At 70.9% G+C, this 14,536-nt stretch carries 9 protein-coding genes; 6 read left to right on the top strand and 3 right to left on the bottom strand.

Annotated elements, in window-relative coordinates:
• The first annotated feature begins 271 nt into the window (after positions 1-271).
• Positions 272-934, top strand: a complete 663-nt coding sequence (locus tag ACFXI4_RS31835; protein WP_384997411.1) for a lytic transglycosylase domain-containing protein — start codon at positions 272-274, stop codon at positions 932-934.
• Positions 935-966: 32 nt separating this feature from the next.
• Here the strand turns inward: ACFXI4_RS31835 and ACFXI4_RS31830 are convergent, their stop codons facing one another.
• Positions 967-1,476 carry a DUF1203 domain-containing protein gene (locus tag ACFXI4_RS31830; protein WP_384997409.1) on the bottom strand — a complete coding sequence of 170 codons (510 nt, stop codon included), beginning with the start codon at positions 1,474-1,476 and terminating at the stop codon, positions 967-969.
• Positions 1,477-1,957: 481 nt separating this feature from the next.
• On the opposite strand from ACFXI4_RS31830, the gene ACFXI4_RS31825 reads away from it, so the two are divergent.
• Together ACFXI4_RS31825 and ACFXI4_RS31820 are read left to right on the top strand one after the other, a co-directional pair.
• Positions 1,958-2,500, top strand: a complete 543-nt coding sequence (locus tag ACFXI4_RS31825; protein ID WP_384997407.1) for a DUF485 domain-containing protein — start codon at positions 1,958-1,960, stop codon at positions 2,498-2,500.
• On the top strand, positions 2,497-4,113 hold the full coding sequence (locus ACFXI4_RS31820; RefSeq protein ID WP_384997405.1) for a cation acetate symporter: 1,617 nt from the start codon (positions 2,497-2,499) through the stop codon (positions 4,111-4,113). Before ACFXI4_RS31825 ends, ACFXI4_RS31820 begins: the two co-directional genes overlap by 4 nt.
• A gap of 66 nt (positions 4,114-4,179) precedes the next feature.
• On the opposite strand, the gene ACFXI4_RS31815 is transcribed toward ACFXI4_RS31820, so the two are convergent.
• Positions 4,180-8,451 (bottom strand): discoidin domain-containing protein, encoded by a 4,272-nt coding sequence (locus ACFXI4_RS31815; RefSeq protein WP_384997403.1) that lies wholly within the window; start codon positions 8,449-8,451, stop codon positions 4,180-4,182.
• A gap of 364 nt (positions 8,452-8,815) precedes the next feature.
• A complete protein-coding gene (locus ACFXI4_RS31810; protein WP_384997401.1) occupies positions 8,816-9,256 on the bottom strand; it encodes a nuclear transport factor 2 family protein in 441 nt (146 codons plus the stop codon).
• A 146-nt stretch (positions 9,257-9,402) separates the two neighbouring features.
• Between ACFXI4_RS31810 and ACFXI4_RS31805 the strand changes: the two genes are divergently transcribed.
• The 3 genes from ACFXI4_RS31805 (at position 9,403) to ACFXI4_RS31795 (ending at position 14,423) form a co-directional block, all read left to right on the top strand.
• Positions 9,403-10,302, top strand: a complete 900-nt coding sequence (locus ACFXI4_RS31805; RefSeq protein WP_384997399.1) for a helix-turn-helix transcriptional regulator — start codon at positions 9,403-9,405, stop codon at positions 10,300-10,302.
• Between the two features lie 356 nt (positions 10,303-10,658).
• A complete protein-coding gene (locus tag ACFXI4_RS31800) occupies positions 10,659-12,422 on the top strand; it encodes a hypothetical protein (RefSeq protein ID WP_384997397.1) in 1,764 nt (587 codons plus the stop codon).
• Between the two features lie 27 nt (positions 12,423-12,449).
• On the top strand, positions 12,450-14,423 hold the full coding sequence (locus ACFXI4_RS31795) for a phosphocholine-specific phospholipase C (RefSeq protein ID WP_384997396.1): 1,974 nt from the start codon (positions 12,450-12,452) through the stop codon (positions 14,421-14,423).
• Positions 14,424-14,536: the final 113 nt, after the last annotated feature.

The following is a 14,536-nucleotide window of genomic DNA, read 5'->3' as shown; positions in this document are numbered from 1 at the left end:
CACCGCATGCGACGCCCGCGGGCGGGCCCGCACAACCCTTCGGCCCGCCGGCGGGTCCCCTGTTCGGCGGCGGAAAACGGGCGGGCGGCGGCCGACGTCAAGCCCACCCGCTCGACCAGGTCTTCGGCGAGTGTGAGGATCCGCACTTCTTCCGGGATTGCGCGGGCCGGGTCCGCGCGCAAGAGTGTTCCAACTGCCCACACCGGCAAGCGAGATCACTGCGTCGTCGGGCACCGCACACCGTGACACCGGCGAAGAGGATGCGATGCGCATGAGCCCCATGCCGTTGAGGGGAATCGCGGTCGCCTCGGCCACCGCGGTCACCGCGGTCGGAAGCGTCGTCGGGGTTGCCTCGGGCAGCAGCGCACAGAGCAACGACGCCCAGGCGGCGACGGCCGACGCCACCCTCCTCGCGGACCTGCCCGCCGGACAGCAGGCACAGGTGCAGACCGTGTCCCTGACACGGCAGGCCGACGCCGTGGCCGTCCAGGCGGACGCGAGCGCCCGCAAGGGCGCCGAGCGGGCCGCCCGGGCGGCGGCGGCCAAGGCCGCGCAGGCCAAGAAGGCCGCGGCCGAGGAGCGCGCAGCGGCCAAGGCCGCCGCCGGCGATCCCACGGCCGGCTTCGCCGTGCAGAGTTCGTACACCGTGGCGCAGCTCAAGGCGATGGCCGCGGAGATCGTGGGCAGCGGTCAGTTCCAGTGCTTCAGCAACATCGTGGACCACGAGTCGACCTGGAACTACCTGGCCGTCAACCCCTCCTCCGGCGCCTACGGACTCGTCCAGGCGCTGCCGGGCTCCAAGATGGCCACCGTCGCCGCCGACTGGCAGACGAACCCGGCCACCCAGATCAAGTGGGGCCTCAACTACATGAACACCACGTACGGCAGCCCCTGCCAGGCCTGGGCCTTCTGGCAGGTCCACCACGCCTACTGACGGCCCGCACCCCTCACCGGGGACCAGCTGGTTCAGGGGCGGTTCACGCGGAAGTGGTAGCAGCCGTATTCGACGGCGCGTACGTGGACCTGGGCGGTCTCCGGATCGGTGAAGGCCTCGGCCAGGGCGTCCTCGAACGCCGCGCGGGGATCGTCGGGGAGTTCCAGCATGCGGCCGCCCGTGATGTGGCCCCGGTGGTCGTAGCGGCGCAGGACGCGCAGGGCGCCGGGGCGTGCCCATGGGTAGCCGGGGTTCTCGCCGGCCGGGCCGCCGCAGTCCTCGGCGTGGATGAAGACAGGCCCCTGTTCGTCGTACGCCCCGGGGTCGGCGTCCGTCTCCGCCGCCCACCGCCGCAGCGGGGCGTAGCAGACCAGGGCGATCCTCTCGCCCCTGGTGCTCGACCGCAGGCAGCAGCGCAGGGGCGCGCCGCCTTCGTCGTCCGTGTACGGACGTGGCGCGTTGCCGGCATCGTCGCGGACGCGGAGTTCGGCGAGGGACGCGGACGGTATGGGCAGGGGAGGAAAGACGAAGGCGGGAGTCATGAGTTCAGCGTGGAGCGGCACGTCGTGAGGCGCTGGCGGAATCCGGACGCCGTCCCGCGCGTCCGCGGATCATGCGTCGAAGGAGCCCTGGGCGCCGCCCCGGCAGGCGTGCGGCAAACCAGGGGCGAACCGGTGCGTGTGCTGGGGCTCGTGAGATGTGCGACGGCGCACTCGTCGAAGCTTTCGCGCCACCTCGCGCTCCGTTAATGCTTCCTCACTCCTGGGCAGAGATTCCACGGTCAGCTCCGCACACCACGGACCACCCCCGCCGACTACGAGCGCGCCTCTGGCGGATCACGCCTCCCGCCGGAGACCATGGCGCCCTGCTCACACGATCGCGACGTACGAGACGTCGTCCCGGACGACCGGCGCCATCAGCTTCGCACGATCTTCGGGCCGCACGGCGTGCGGTCACCCGAACCGCTCTCCCCGCTCACGGTCCCCCCACACGGGGCCGGGTCCCCTACGAGGAGTTGCCGAAATGTCCCATGATTCACCCGAGTTACCCTCGGACCGGCCCCCGTACGACCAGTTCCTCGACAACCACTTCCCGCCCGAAGGTTCCGCGTCCCACCCCTCCGCGTACGAACCTTCCGCGTACGGCCTCGCCCCGCACGACCCCTCCGCGCACGACCGGCCGTCGTACGACCGGCCTTCGCCTTCCTGGTCGACCGGTCAGGAGGAGCTCTCCGGCGTGAGTCCGCCGGACCCGCACTCCGGCGCCCACCGCACCCTGCGCCTGCTGCGGCGCGCCTACCGCTGGCAACGGCGGGTGGCGACCTTCACCGCGCTCGGCTACTTCGCCGCCTTCCTCACCCTGACCGTCAAGGCGCCGTCCCTGATGGCCCGCCCCGGCCCCGGCGGCCTGCCCACCGGGCTGGTCCTGGCCCTCGTCCAGATCCCCGTCACCTGGCTCGCGGTCTTCCTCTACGAGGCCGCCGCGCACCGCTTCGTGGATCCCCTGGCGCGCCACGCCCGCCGCCAGATGCGGGTGGCCGTCGCGGACCGGGAGCAGTCGCCATGACCGAGTTCAGCGGCTCCGCCCAGTCCTGGTCGCTCATCGCGTTCTGCACGGTCGTCGCCCTCACCCTGCTGCTGTGCGTGCTCACCGGCCCCGAGGCGGACGACCTCGCCGAGTTCTACACCGGCTACCGGTCCCTCTCGCCGATACGCAACGGACTCGCCGTCGCCGGCGACTACATCTCCGCCGCCACCGTCCTCACCATCGGGGGGATCATCGCCCTGTGCGGCTACGACGGCATCGTCCTGGCCCTGAGCGCCCTGCTGTCCCTGTTGTTGCTGATGTTCCTGCTGGCCGAACCCCTCCACAACACCGGCCGCTACACCATGGGCGACGCGCTGGCCCAGCGTCACCCGGCCCGGTCGGTACGCGTGACGGCCTGCCTGGTCACCCTTGCCGCGCTCGTCCCGATGATGGTCGTACAGCTCGCCGGTGTCGGTGAACTCCTCGCGTACGTTCTCGGCTTCACCGATCCCGGCATGAAGAACGGGTGCGTGGCCGGGGCCGGCGTCCTCATGATCACTTATGCGGCGCTGGGCGGGATGCCGGGTACCGCACTGGTCCAGATCATCAAGACCGTGGTGCTGCTCGGCTCCGGACTGGTGGTGAGCGTCCTGATCCTGCGCCTGTTCGACTGGCAGCCCCAGGCGCTGTTCCACGCGGCGGCCGGGCAGAGCGGAGCGGGGCCCGCCTATCTGAAGTGGGGCCTGCAGTACTCCAGCAGCCCGCATCCCGCGCTGGACATGGCCAGCACCCAGTGCGCGATCGTGCTCGGCGGTGCCAGCCTGCCCCATGTCACCATGCGGATGTACACCGCCGGCACCCCGCGTCAGGTCCGCCGCGCGATGTCCTGGGCGGTCTCCTCGGTGACCCTGTTCATCCTGATGCTCACACTGATCTGCATGGGCGCGACCGCACTCGTCGGTCACGAACGTGTCGCCGCGGCCGACGCGCACGGCACGACCGCCTATCTCCTGGGCGCACGCGCCGCGTTCGGAACCAGTCTGTCGCGGCCGGAGAGCCTGCTCTTCGCCACCGTCACCACCGCCGTCTTCCTCACCCTCCTCGCCTCCGTCGCCAGCATGACGCTCGCCTGCGCCAACACCCTCGCCCACGACCTGACCGCGTCCCGCGCCCGTCCCCCGGCGCCGGCCCGGGAACTGGCCCTCGCCCGGTTCAGCGCCCTGGCGGTGGGCATCCCCACCATCCTGCTGGCCGTCCTCGCCCAGCACCGCAGCCTTCAGCCGCTGGCGACCGTCTCCTTCACCCTCGGCGCCTCGGCCATCGCCCCCGCGCTCCTCTACACCCTCTTCTGGCGCCGCTACACGCGCGCCGCGCTCCTGGCCACCCTCGTCGTGGGCTCCCTGAGCGTCCTCGTCCTGGCCCCCGGCACCACCCTGGTCTCGGGGACACCGCTGTCCGCCTTCCCGGAGGCGGACTTCACCTGGTTCCCCTACAACACGACCGCGCTCGTCTCCGTACCGGCGGGTTTCCTGGCCGGCTGGCTCACCACCGTCCTGTCCGGGCGACGGGCCACCACCCGAGAACGCAACCGGTACGAATCCCACGAACACCACCTCCTCACCGGCCCGCCCCCGCACCACTCGCCCAGGTAGCACCGGACACGGCGGGAAGGGGCGTCCCCGCCGGGGACGCCCCTTCCTTTCACCGCCCTCCGGAACCTACTGGATGTTGATCTTGAAGGTGCTGGTCGTGTTCTTGACGTCCTGCGCGTTGCCGCTCATCCGCAGGTTGCGGAAGGTGGCCTCGCCGACCGCCGGCCCCTGGCCGGGCTCGGGCAGTTCGTTGGCCCAGATCCCGAAGCCGGACTTGGCGTCGAAGGCGTCACCGCTCTTCTTGGAGTTGGTGATGGAGATGTCGGTGAAGACGGTGTCCTTCACCGGGAACTGCGGCTGGCCGCCGACGTAGTTGGTCTGGAACATCACGCCTCCGTAGGTGGAGTCGTCGATGTCGACGTCGTTGACCCTGATGCCCTGGAAGACCTTCGAGGCGGAGAACGCCCAGATGGCGGGGAAGACCTGGGAGCCCCAGAAGTGGCCGCCCGTCCGGTCCAGGGAGACGTTCTCGATCGTCGTCGGATCGGTGCCGAAGCCGTTCATCGGGTAACCGAAGTCCAGCGAGGAGATCGTGATGCCGGAGTAGACGAGGGTGTCGGCGACCCGGATGTTGCGGAAGGTGTTGTCGTAGCCGCCGTACACGGCGAGGCCCGCGGCCCGCCAGGTGAGCGTGGACGTCAGGTTCTCGTAGAGGTTGTTCTTCTCGTCGGCTCCGCCGGCGTCGATGGCCGAGAAGAGCGCGAAGCTGTCGTCGCCCGTGGCACGGGCGTCGTTGTTGACCACGTGGTTGTCCGTGGAGCCGTTCGTCATGTTGATGCCGTCGGCGAACGTGTCACGGATGCGGGTGTTCGAGATGGTCATGTTGTCGGTGTTGGCACCCCAGTAGAGGCACACCATGTGCTCGGCCCAGATGTTGTCGATGGTGATGTTCGAGACGTTGGAGAAGTCGAACACCTTGCCCGGGCCGTCGATCCGGGACGTGTAGTTGCCGAAGTAGGCGAAGCCGGAGAAGGTCGAACCGTTCGCGGTGGCCTCGGCCCGGAAGCCCACGTCCGTGTTCTCCTGCGAGGAGGGGGCGCGGAAGCGGGTGAACCAGGGCCCGGCCCCGACGACCTTGACCGCCTTGCCGTAGACCTGGAACTTGCTGGAGGTCTCGTAGTCGCCGGCGGGCAGGTAGACGCCGACGAGCTTGCCGGTGGTGTCCATGCGCACCTTGTCGAGGGCGTTCTGGACGTCCTGGTGCGTGAAGCCGGCCGGGACCGTGTAGGCGGCCGGGTCCGGGTTAGGGATCTGCGTGGCCTGTTCGAGGTTGATGAAGTCGATGGCGTAGGTGGAGGTGTTGGCCGCGTCCTTCTGGAGGCGGATCTTGGAGCCGGCCGGCACGGTCTTGCCGAGCAGCAGGTTGGCCTCGTCGTAGATGTGGCGCTGGGCACCGGAGCCGGGCGAGTTGCCGGGCGCGGTCTCGTTGCCGTAGAGCCAGGCGTACTTCGAGGTGAGGTCGATGGCCTTGAGGAACTGGCCGTCGACGTAGACGTTCAGGGTGGTGTTGGTGCCGTCCGGGACGGAGAAGCGGGTGACCAGGGTGTTGGTCGCCGCGCGGGTGGTCCACTCGACGTACTGGCCGGTGCTGTTCAGCGTGACCGCCTTGCGGCCGCTCGCCTCGCCGGCGATGTCGCCGATGGTGCGGTTCGGACCGACGACCGTGGCGCCGCCGCCGACCGTGCCGTCCTCGGCCTCGTACATGTCGTACGGCATGTCCGCGCCGCGGCCGACGAACAGGGGCTGCGTGGTGGTGTTGTTGGTGCGCTTGACCGGCAGTTCGTTGGCGTCGTCGGCGATGACCGTCTTGACGGTGTACTTGCCGTTGACGGCCGTCCACGAGCCGAGCGAGATCGGTGCGGTCGTCTGACCGGAGGAGATCGCACCGTTGTAGGAACCGCTGAGCGTCCTGACCGTGGCGCCGTTCGCGTCCTGGACGGTCAGGGTGACCCCGTGGGCGCCGGAGGCCGAGGCCACGGTCCCCTGGTTCTTGAGGGCGACGGTGAAGGCGACCGCGTCGCCCGCCGAGGCGCTGGACGGCGTCCAGGCGACCGGCGCCGCCACCAGGTCCGAGCTGGAGACCGGCTTGACGACCAGGGCGTCCGAGCGGGAGAAGACGTTGTTCGCCTCGTTCTGCTCGATGACCTTGTTCGACGGGTCCACCTCGGCGCCCAGCGGGTAACTGCCGGCGTCCCGGCTGCCGATGCTCGCGGTGACCGCCGCCGACGCGCCGCCCGCGAGGGCGGGCACGTCCGCGGTGGCGGCCTTGGTGCCGCCGAGCGTGAAGTTCAGGTCGGTGGCCTTGGACGCCCTGCTGCCGCTGTTGGTGACGGTCGCCGTCAGGCTGACGGCGTCCGACTCGACCGGGGCGGACGGCGAGTTGGTGATCCCGGTGACCTTGAGGTCCGGGTTGGCGGCCGGGGTGCCGATGACCTGTACCTCGGCCACCTGCGCGCCCGGGGCGCCGGTGTTGGAGGTGAACTTGAGCTGGATGTCGGCGGCGGCGCCGGAGACCGGGATGGTCACCGTGTTGCCGGTCGCCGGGTTGAACGTGTAGTCCTTCGCCGCGGCGAGGCTGGTGAAGGCCGTGGCGTCCTGGTCGCGGCCGAGCACCTGGATGTTCTGGGTGCGGGTGGACCAGGCGGCGTCCGGGTTGAGCCTGACGACGACCCGGCCGAGGTCGGCGTTGGCGCCCAGCTTGGTGGTGAGGGTGGCCGGATAGGCACCGCCCGCGCTCTCCCAGTAGGTACCGACCTGGCCGTCGTTGGCGTTGGCGGCGACGTAGGTGAAGGTGTACGAGGAGGCCTCGACGGGCTTGCCCTGGGCGAGGTCGGAGCCGGCCCCGGAGCCGGGCCGGGTGACGCTGTTGCTCGCCACCGACACGTTGCCGGCGGCGTCCTTCGCCTTCACGTAGTAGGTGACCGTGGCCGTCGCCGACGGGGTGTCGGTGTACGTCGTGACGTTGCCCGCCACGGACTTGACGAGCTGGTCGTTGGCATAGACGTCGTAGCCGGTGACCTGGACGTTGTCGCTGGACGCCTGCCAGGTGAGCTTCACGTCACTGCCGGACTGGGTGTAGGCGAGGCTGCCGGGCGCCGTGGGGGCCTGGGTGTCGCCGCTCGCGCCCTTGCGGGTGACGCTGTTGCTGTTGGCGGAGACGTTGCCCGCCGCGTCCTTGGCCCGCACGAAGTAGGTGATGTCGCTGCCGGCCGGCTGGGTGTCCGTGTAGGTCAGGACGTTCCCGGCGACGCTCGACCGCAACTGGCCGTTGGCGTAGACGTCGTATCCGGTGACGGCGGTGTCGTCGGTGGCCGCGCTCCAGGTCAGTTTGATCTGGCCGGTGGCGGGCTCGGTGTAGGCCAGGTCGGCCGGGGCGGTGGGCGCCTGGGTGTCGCCGGTCGCCGGTCCGTAGACCTCCAGCTCGGACGCCTGCCCCGCGGGCCAGCCGCTGTTGGCGGTGAACAGCGCGCGCACGTACCGGGTGGTGGTCGTGTCGAAGGTGATGGTCGCCGACTGGTCGTTCGAACTGTCGAAGGTGTACGCCTTGGAGGCCGTCAGGTCGGTGAAGTTCTGGTTGTCGGTCGAGCCCTGGATCTTGAGGGTCTGGCTGCGGCTCGGCCAGCCGCTGGGCAGCCGCAGCGTCACCTGGTTGACCTTGACCGACGAGCCGAGGTCGACCTGGAGCCACTGCGGGAAGGAGTTGTTCGTGCTCTCCCAGTAGGTGTTGCGGTTGCCGTCACCGGCGTTGGCGGCGCCGTAGACGTCGGCGTGGCCGCTCTCGCTGAAGGGCTTGCCCTGGGCGAGGTTGGGGGTCGAGGCGGCTGCCGTGAGGACCTGCATCTCGGCGAGCTGGGCGGTCCCGGCGACCGAGTTGGCGCTGAAGTCGGCCCGGACGTAGCGGGCGAGGGTCGCGGGGACCGAGACCTTCACCGTGTTGTCGTTGCCGGGGCTGAAGACGTACTGCGCCGACGACTTGAGGGTGGCGAAGCTCGTCCCGTCGGCGCTGACCTGGAGGGCCAGGGTCTGCTTGCGGGTCTGCCACTTCTCGGGCAGCCGCAGCACGACCTGCCGGACGCGCTCGGTCCGGCCGAGGTCGGTCTGGATCCACTGGGCGGACTTCTTTCCGGCCTGCCAGTAGGTGTCGGTGTCGCCGTCGGTGACATTGGCTGCCGCGTGGGCGGCGCGGGCACTGCCCGCCCTGGTCCTGGCGTCCGCGGCGGCGTTCGGCCCGCCGGCCGCGTGCGCGCCGACGGCGGGCAGGCCCAGAACCATCACGGCGGAGGCGAGCACAGCGGTCGCTGCGCGCCGTCTGAGGGATCTCGGCTTGTGTCGAGTCATGCGGGGGTCGCTTTCTGCGGAGGCTCGCACACCGAGGGGGCGGCGAGGGCGGCTCGTTCCTGGCGGAGTGGGGCAGAAAGGTGCGGGGCACGCACGGATTCGTGCGCAGAATATTGCGTTGTTTCATCGAAATATTGCAGAGTCCTGTGAGCCGGTCCACAGGCAGGACGACACAAGTTTCACCAGAAACGCTCATGACATGGCGACACCGGTGGTCAAAGATCGGTCAAACGGCATGCATTCAGGCGTACTTCACACCACCGGACACCCCGGCCCGCCACTCAGACGTACGCACCGCACTTGCGTCACCAAACCGCAAGTGAACGCAAGCCGCGCAAATTCTTGCGCGGCTTGCGTCGGATTCCTACACGGCGAGTCCGGGTTCCGCACGGGCGAAGAAGGCGGCCAGCTCGTGGGGGTTCTTGGTGTAGACGTCGATCTTCCGCACCAGCCCGTCCTCGACGTCGTGGATCTCGACCATGGTCAGCGCGAACCGCTCACCGGTCGTGTGCGCGGTGAGCGTGCCGGTGAGCACTCCGACGACGCCGGCCGGCCCCTCGAAGACCTCGGCCTTCGTGATGGCTACCGCCGCGTGGCGCATCATCGCGCCCAGGACCGACCGCACGAACACCTCACGGCCCTGGTGCACACCGCCGTAGGGCAGTGGGGCCGGCTCGTCGACGACCACCTCGGGGGCCAGGCGCGCCAGGACACCCGCCACATCGCCCCGGCCCAACGCCTCGTACAGGCCGCCCACCACGTCGGTGGCGGTCTCGGTCGCCGTCCTGGTCCGGTCGCTGTCCATCGCGTATCCCCTCGGGTCCTCTCGGTGCCCCGACGGGTTCGGGGCACACCCCATGCAACCCCTGCCCGCGGTCACGGAGGAGCCCCTGCCGTGAGGGGTACCGGCAGGGACCCCCATTCCGCACCGCGCCTGCCTACGCTGGCCGCATGGACAACCGGGACGCGGTCAGCGCCTTCCTCCGCTCACGCCGCGAGAAGATCACCCCGGAGCAGGCGGGGCTTCCGGTCTACGGCCGGCGGCGGGTGCCCGGACTGCGCCGGGGCGAGGTCGCCGCGCTCGCCGGGGTGAGCGTCGAGTACTACACACGCCTGGAACGCGGCAGCCTGAGAGGAGTCTCCGACAGTGTGCTGGACGCGCTCGCCCACGCGTTGCGGCTCGACGACACCGAGCGCACGTACCTCTACGACCTCGCCCGCGCCGCCGGACCGGCCCCCGGCGCCCGGTCACGGCAGCGGACGGTCCGGCAGACGGTGCGTCCGAGCGTGCTGCGGATCCTGGAAGGCATGCCGGGGCTGCCGGCGTACGTGATGAACGACCGGCTCGACACCCTGGCCGCCAACGAGTTGGGCCGGGCCCTGTACGCGCCGATGTACGCCGACCCGGCCTGCCGGGGCAACGTCGCCCGGTTCGCGTTCCTCAACTCCGAGGCCAGGCGGTTCTACAAGGACTGGGAGCTGATGGCACGCTTCGCGGTGGGTGCGCTGCGCGTCGAGGCGGGCAGGAACCCCTACGACCCCGAGCTGTCCCATCTGATCGGTGAACTGTCCACCCGCAGCGACCCGTTCCGGGTCATGTGGGGATCGCACGACGTCCATGTGTTCCGCCGGAGCACCAAGCGGCTGGTCCATCCCCTGGTCGGCGACCTCGAACTCGACCAGGAGACCATGGCGTTGCCCGACGAGAGCGGCCTGAGCGTGGTCGTCTACAGCGCGCGCCGGGACACGCCCGCCCAGGACGCCCTCACCCTCCTCGCCGGCTGGAGCGCCGGCACCGGGCAGGACCGGGCGGCGGACTCCGCCGGCAGCCCTCCGTCCGCGCGGCCCTGACCTCTCCCGGAAGCCGGACTGTGCACAGCGCACGCTCCAAGCCGACTACCGGCGGCCGACGTCGCGGGGCACCTCGGGCGGCCGCCACGGCGCGCCGGCCCCACTCGCCGTCCGGCTCGGCGCCAGACCCGAAGAGTTGTCGACTTCGCAGGTCAACAGTCATATTCTGACGCGCCATCGGCTATCCGCAGGACACCGCGGCATCTGAGAATGCCGTCTGCTCCCCGGACGGCGGCCACCCTTCGTTCACGTGTCCGTCGCCGCGGACCGGCTTGCTGTGGAGCGAAGTTATATAGACAACTTTGCTCACCTGGGCGTCGTCACGACGGCGTCCGGGGCGGAGAGGACCCAACACCGTGCAACCCCTCTCACAGGTCGCCGAGGCCGGAAGCAGCATCAGCATCGGCTCCCCGACGTCCCCGCACCGCGGCGACAGAGTGACCTTCGACTGGGCCACCGACGCGCCCGATCCCAAGAACTGGATCGGCGTCTACGACGGTGACCGGCAGCCCGGCAGCGGCGGTGGCTCGCTCGTCTGGGCGTACGTCCCCGGCACCTCCGGGCAGATCACCCTCGACACCTCCGGGCTCGGCGCCGGGCCGTACACCGCCTACCTGCTGGCCGAGGACGGCTACGACGTCCTCGCCCGGACGGCGCCCTTCACCTTCGCCGGGACGGCCACCGGCGACTCGATCGAACTGACGACGCCGGATCCGCACGAGGGCGACAAGGTCTCCTTCCACTGGACGACCGCCACGCCCGACGCGAAGAACTGGATCGGCGTCTACGACGGCGACCGGCGGCCCGGCAACGGCTCCTCCCTCAGCTGGGCGTACACCCCCGCCGCCACCGGTGACATCACGCTCGACACCTCCGGTCTCGCCGCCGGGCAGTACACCGGCTATCTGCTGGCCAAGGACGGCTACGACGTCCTCGCCCGGACCGAGCCGTTCAGCTTCGCGGTCCGCCCGGTGATCCCCCGTCCGCACGCGGCCGTGGACGCCGTGACCACCGCCGCGCAGACCGCGGGCACGTCCTTCTCGGTGTCCCTGGGCGGCCTGTGGATCAGACCGGAGGGCAATGCCGCGGGGAGCCCGTCCTTCCGGCGCACGTCCGGTGACGCGTGGCTGTCGGTGACCGCGGACGGCACCGTCAGCGGCAGGGTCCCCGTCCTCGGACGGCGCACGACCGGCCGGGTGGTGGTCTCCGTCACCGACAGCGCCGTGGGCGGTGACACCGTGACCGTCCAGGTGCCGGTACGCGGCTCCCGGGACCGGCTCCGGCTCAAGGTGGCCACGCTGAACCTCTGGGACGGCGGCAGCCACGTCGAGGGGTTCCTGGAGAAGCAGGTGCGGCTGGTTCTCACCCAGGACCTGGACGTCGTCACGCTGCAGGAATGCGGTGCCAAGGGTGCCACCGACCTCGCCGCGGCGCTCGGCTGGCACGCGCACCAGGCCGGTGGGCTCGGCATCGTGAGCCGGCATCCGCTCACCGACGCCGTGGCCCCGACCGCCGCGCTGCCCGCCGCCGCGGCGACGCTGCGCCTGCCCGGCGACCGCGCGGTGCGGGTGTGGGCGGCCCAGTTGGACGAGGCCGGCTACGGCCCCTACGCGCTGCTGGCGGGCAGGACCGCCGCGCAGGTCGAGGCCTCGGAGCGGGAGACGGCACGTTACGCGCAGGCCAGGGCGCTGGTGGCGGCGATGCGGCCGGACCTCGCGTCCCGTACCCCCGTCGTGCTGGCCGCCGGTCTCGCCTCGCCCTCGCACCACGACTGGACGGACCGGACCACGTCCGCGCACCAGGGTGCCGGCCGGGTGCGCTGGCCGGTCACCGAGGTCCTGGAGGCGGCCGGTCTGACCGATGCCTACCGCGAGGTCCACTCCAGCCCGGTGCGGGCCCCCGGCATCACCTGGTCCCCCGTCAGACCGCGGCGCGAGGACGGCGGTGCGGAACCGCAGGACCGGATCGACCAGATCCAGTACGCGGGCAAGCTGCGGGTGCTGGAGGCCCACAGCCTGGTCACCGGCTGGCCGCGGCCGGTGCCGGACACCGCCGCGAACGGCTGGCCCTCCGACCACGCGGCCGCCGTCGTCACCTTCTCCCTGTCCCGTCGCGGCTGACCCGAACGACCCGAAGGAATTCATCCCATGACCGAGATCAGCCGCCGCACGTTCATCGGCACCACCGCCGCCACGGCCGCCGTCGCCGCCACCGCCGGGCTGCCCGGCACCGCGGAGGCGGCCGGGCGCGACACGCGCGGCAGCATCGCCGACGTCAGACATGTGGTGATCCTGATGCAGGAGAACCGCAGCTTCGACCACTACTTCGGCACCCTGAGCGGCGTCCGGGGCTTCGGCGACCGGCAGGCCAGCGTGCTGGCGAACGGCGACCCGGTGTTCCGCCAGCCCGACCGGGGCCGCAAGGAGGGCTATCTGCTGCCCTTCCGCATGGACACCACCAAGTACAACGCGCAGAACGCCGGGGGTCTCCCGCACGACTGGGACACCGGGCACACCGCCGTCGACGGCGGCGCCATGGACAAGTGGGTGTCCGCCAAGGGCGAGCGGACCATGGGGTACTTCACCCGCGAGGACATCCCCTACCAGTACGCGCTGGCCGACGCCTTCACCCTCTGCGACGGCTACCACTGTTCGCTCAACGGCCCCACCGACCCCAACCGCCTCTACCTGTGGACCGGCACCGCGGGCCCCGGCGTCGACGGCACCACGGGCCCGTGGACCGACAACACCCCGGTCACCGACAACCCGGTGGCGGACTGGACGACGTACGCCGAACGCCTGGAGCAGGCCGGCGTCACCTGGCGCGTGTACCACAACCCCGACGGCTCCGACGACCGGTACGGCGACTACGACGACAACGCGCTGTCGTACTTCAAGCAGTTCCACGCGTTCCCCAAGGACGACCCGCGCTACGTCAACGCGATGACCAAGTTCGACCTCACGGCGTTCGACCGGCACTGCAAGGACGGCACCCTGCCCACCGTCTCCTGGCTGGTGGCGCCGTACCTGTTCTGCGAACACCCGGCGGCCAGCCCCGACTACGGCGCGCACTGGGTGAACACCGCGCTCCAGTCGCTGTTCGCCAACCCCGAGGTGTGGAGGCACACCGTCTTCCTGCTCATGTACGACGAGAACGACGGGTACTTCGACCACGTCGTCCCGCCGTCCCCCGAGCCGGGCACCAAGGACGAGTTCGCGGGCGGCAAGCCGATCGGGCTGGGCAGCCGGGTGCCGCTGTGGGCGGTCTCGCCGTGGTCCCGCGGCGGCTGGGTCAACTCGCAGGTCTTCGACCACACGTCGGTGCTGCGGTTCCTGGAGCAGGTCACCGGGGTGCGCGAGCCCAACATCTCCGACTGGCGGCGCACCGTCTGCGGCGACCTCACCAGCTGCTTCGACTTCACCCGCCCCGACTACAGCATCCCGAGACTGCCGGACACCGTCGCGCTGATGGCGAAGGCCGACGCGGCCGGCGCGCTGCCCGCGGTGCGGATACCCGACCAGCAGTCCATGCCCGTGCAGGAGCCCGGGCAGCGCCCGCACCGCCCGCTGCCGTACCGCCCGTGGGCCGATGTCACCGTCGACCGCACCACCGGCAAGGTCACCTGCACGCTCACCAACGACGGCACCGTCGGCTTCCACTTCACCGTGCTGCCGAACGTCGAACCGCCCTTCACCGGTGTGCCGTTCACGGTTCCGCCGCACTCCTCGCGCACCTACGTGTGGGATGCCGCCGCGACCGACGGCCGCTACGACTTCTCGGTGCACGGCGCGGACGGGTTCGTCCGCCGCTTCGCCGGGACGGTGGTGCGCGACGGCCAGGACGACGTGGCGGTGCCGTCCGTCCTTGCCGCACTGACGCACGCGACACGCCCCCAGGACGCCAGGATCGAACTGGAGCTGCGCAACGGCGGCGGCACCGAGGTGGCGTTCACCGTCACGCCGAACGACTTCGCCGGCACGGAGCAGACCGTGTGGGTCAAGGCGGGCGGCCACTCCCGGCTGACCTGGCACACCGACGAGGGCCGCTACGACATCACCGTCACCGCGGCGACCGGGACGCGGTTCGCCCAGCGGTACGCGGGGACCGTGCACGCGGTCTGAGCCGTGCGCGAAGTGGCCGGGGCCGGGACCCGGGGGGGGGGGGGGCCCGGGGGGACGCCGCCCCCCCCCCCCCGCGACCCCCCACCCCCCCCCCCCCCCCCACACCCCCCCAC

This window comes from Streptomyces sp. NPDC059224, assembly GCF_042754285.1.
Classification (GTDB): Bacteria; Actinomycetota; Actinomycetes; order Streptomycetales; family Streptomycetaceae; genus Streptomyces.
Note: the sequence above shows the minus strand (reverse complement) of the source record. Positions and strands in the feature narration are given on the sequence as shown.

What these genes read in the sequence shown, in the direction of transcription:
- ACFXI4_RS31835 (WP_384997411.1), top strand. Translation starts at nt 272, where the DNA reads ATGAGCCCCATGCCGTTGAGGGGAATCGCGGTCGCCTCGGCCACCGCG.
- ACFXI4_RS31830 (WP_384997409.1), bottom strand. Translation starts at nt 1,476, where the DNA reads ATGACTCCCGCCTTCGTCTTTCCTCCCCTGCCCATACCGTCCGCGTCC.
- ACFXI4_RS31825 (WP_384997407.1), top strand. Translation starts at nt 1,958, where the DNA reads ATGTCCCATGATTCACCCGAGTTACCCTCGGACCGGCCCCCGTACGAC.
- ACFXI4_RS31820 (WP_384997405.1), top strand. Translation starts at nt 2,497, where the DNA reads ATGACCGAGTTCAGCGGCTCCGCCCAGTCCTGGTCGCTCATCGCGTTC.
- ACFXI4_RS31815 (WP_384997403.1), bottom strand. Translation starts at nt 8,451, where the DNA reads ATGACTCGACACAAGCCGAGATCCCTCAGACGGCGCGCAGCGACCGCT.
- ACFXI4_RS31810 (WP_384997401.1), bottom strand. Translation starts at nt 9,256, where the DNA reads ATGGACAGCGACCGGACCAGGACGGCGACCGAGACCGCCACCGACGTG.
- ACFXI4_RS31805 (WP_384997399.1), top strand. Translation starts at nt 9,403, where the DNA reads ATGGACAACCGGGACGCGGTCAGCGCCTTCCTCCGCTCACGCCGCGAG.
- ACFXI4_RS31795 (WP_384997396.1), top strand. Translation starts at nt 12,450, where the DNA reads ATGACCGAGATCAGCCGCCGCACGTTCATCGGCACCACCGCCGCCACG.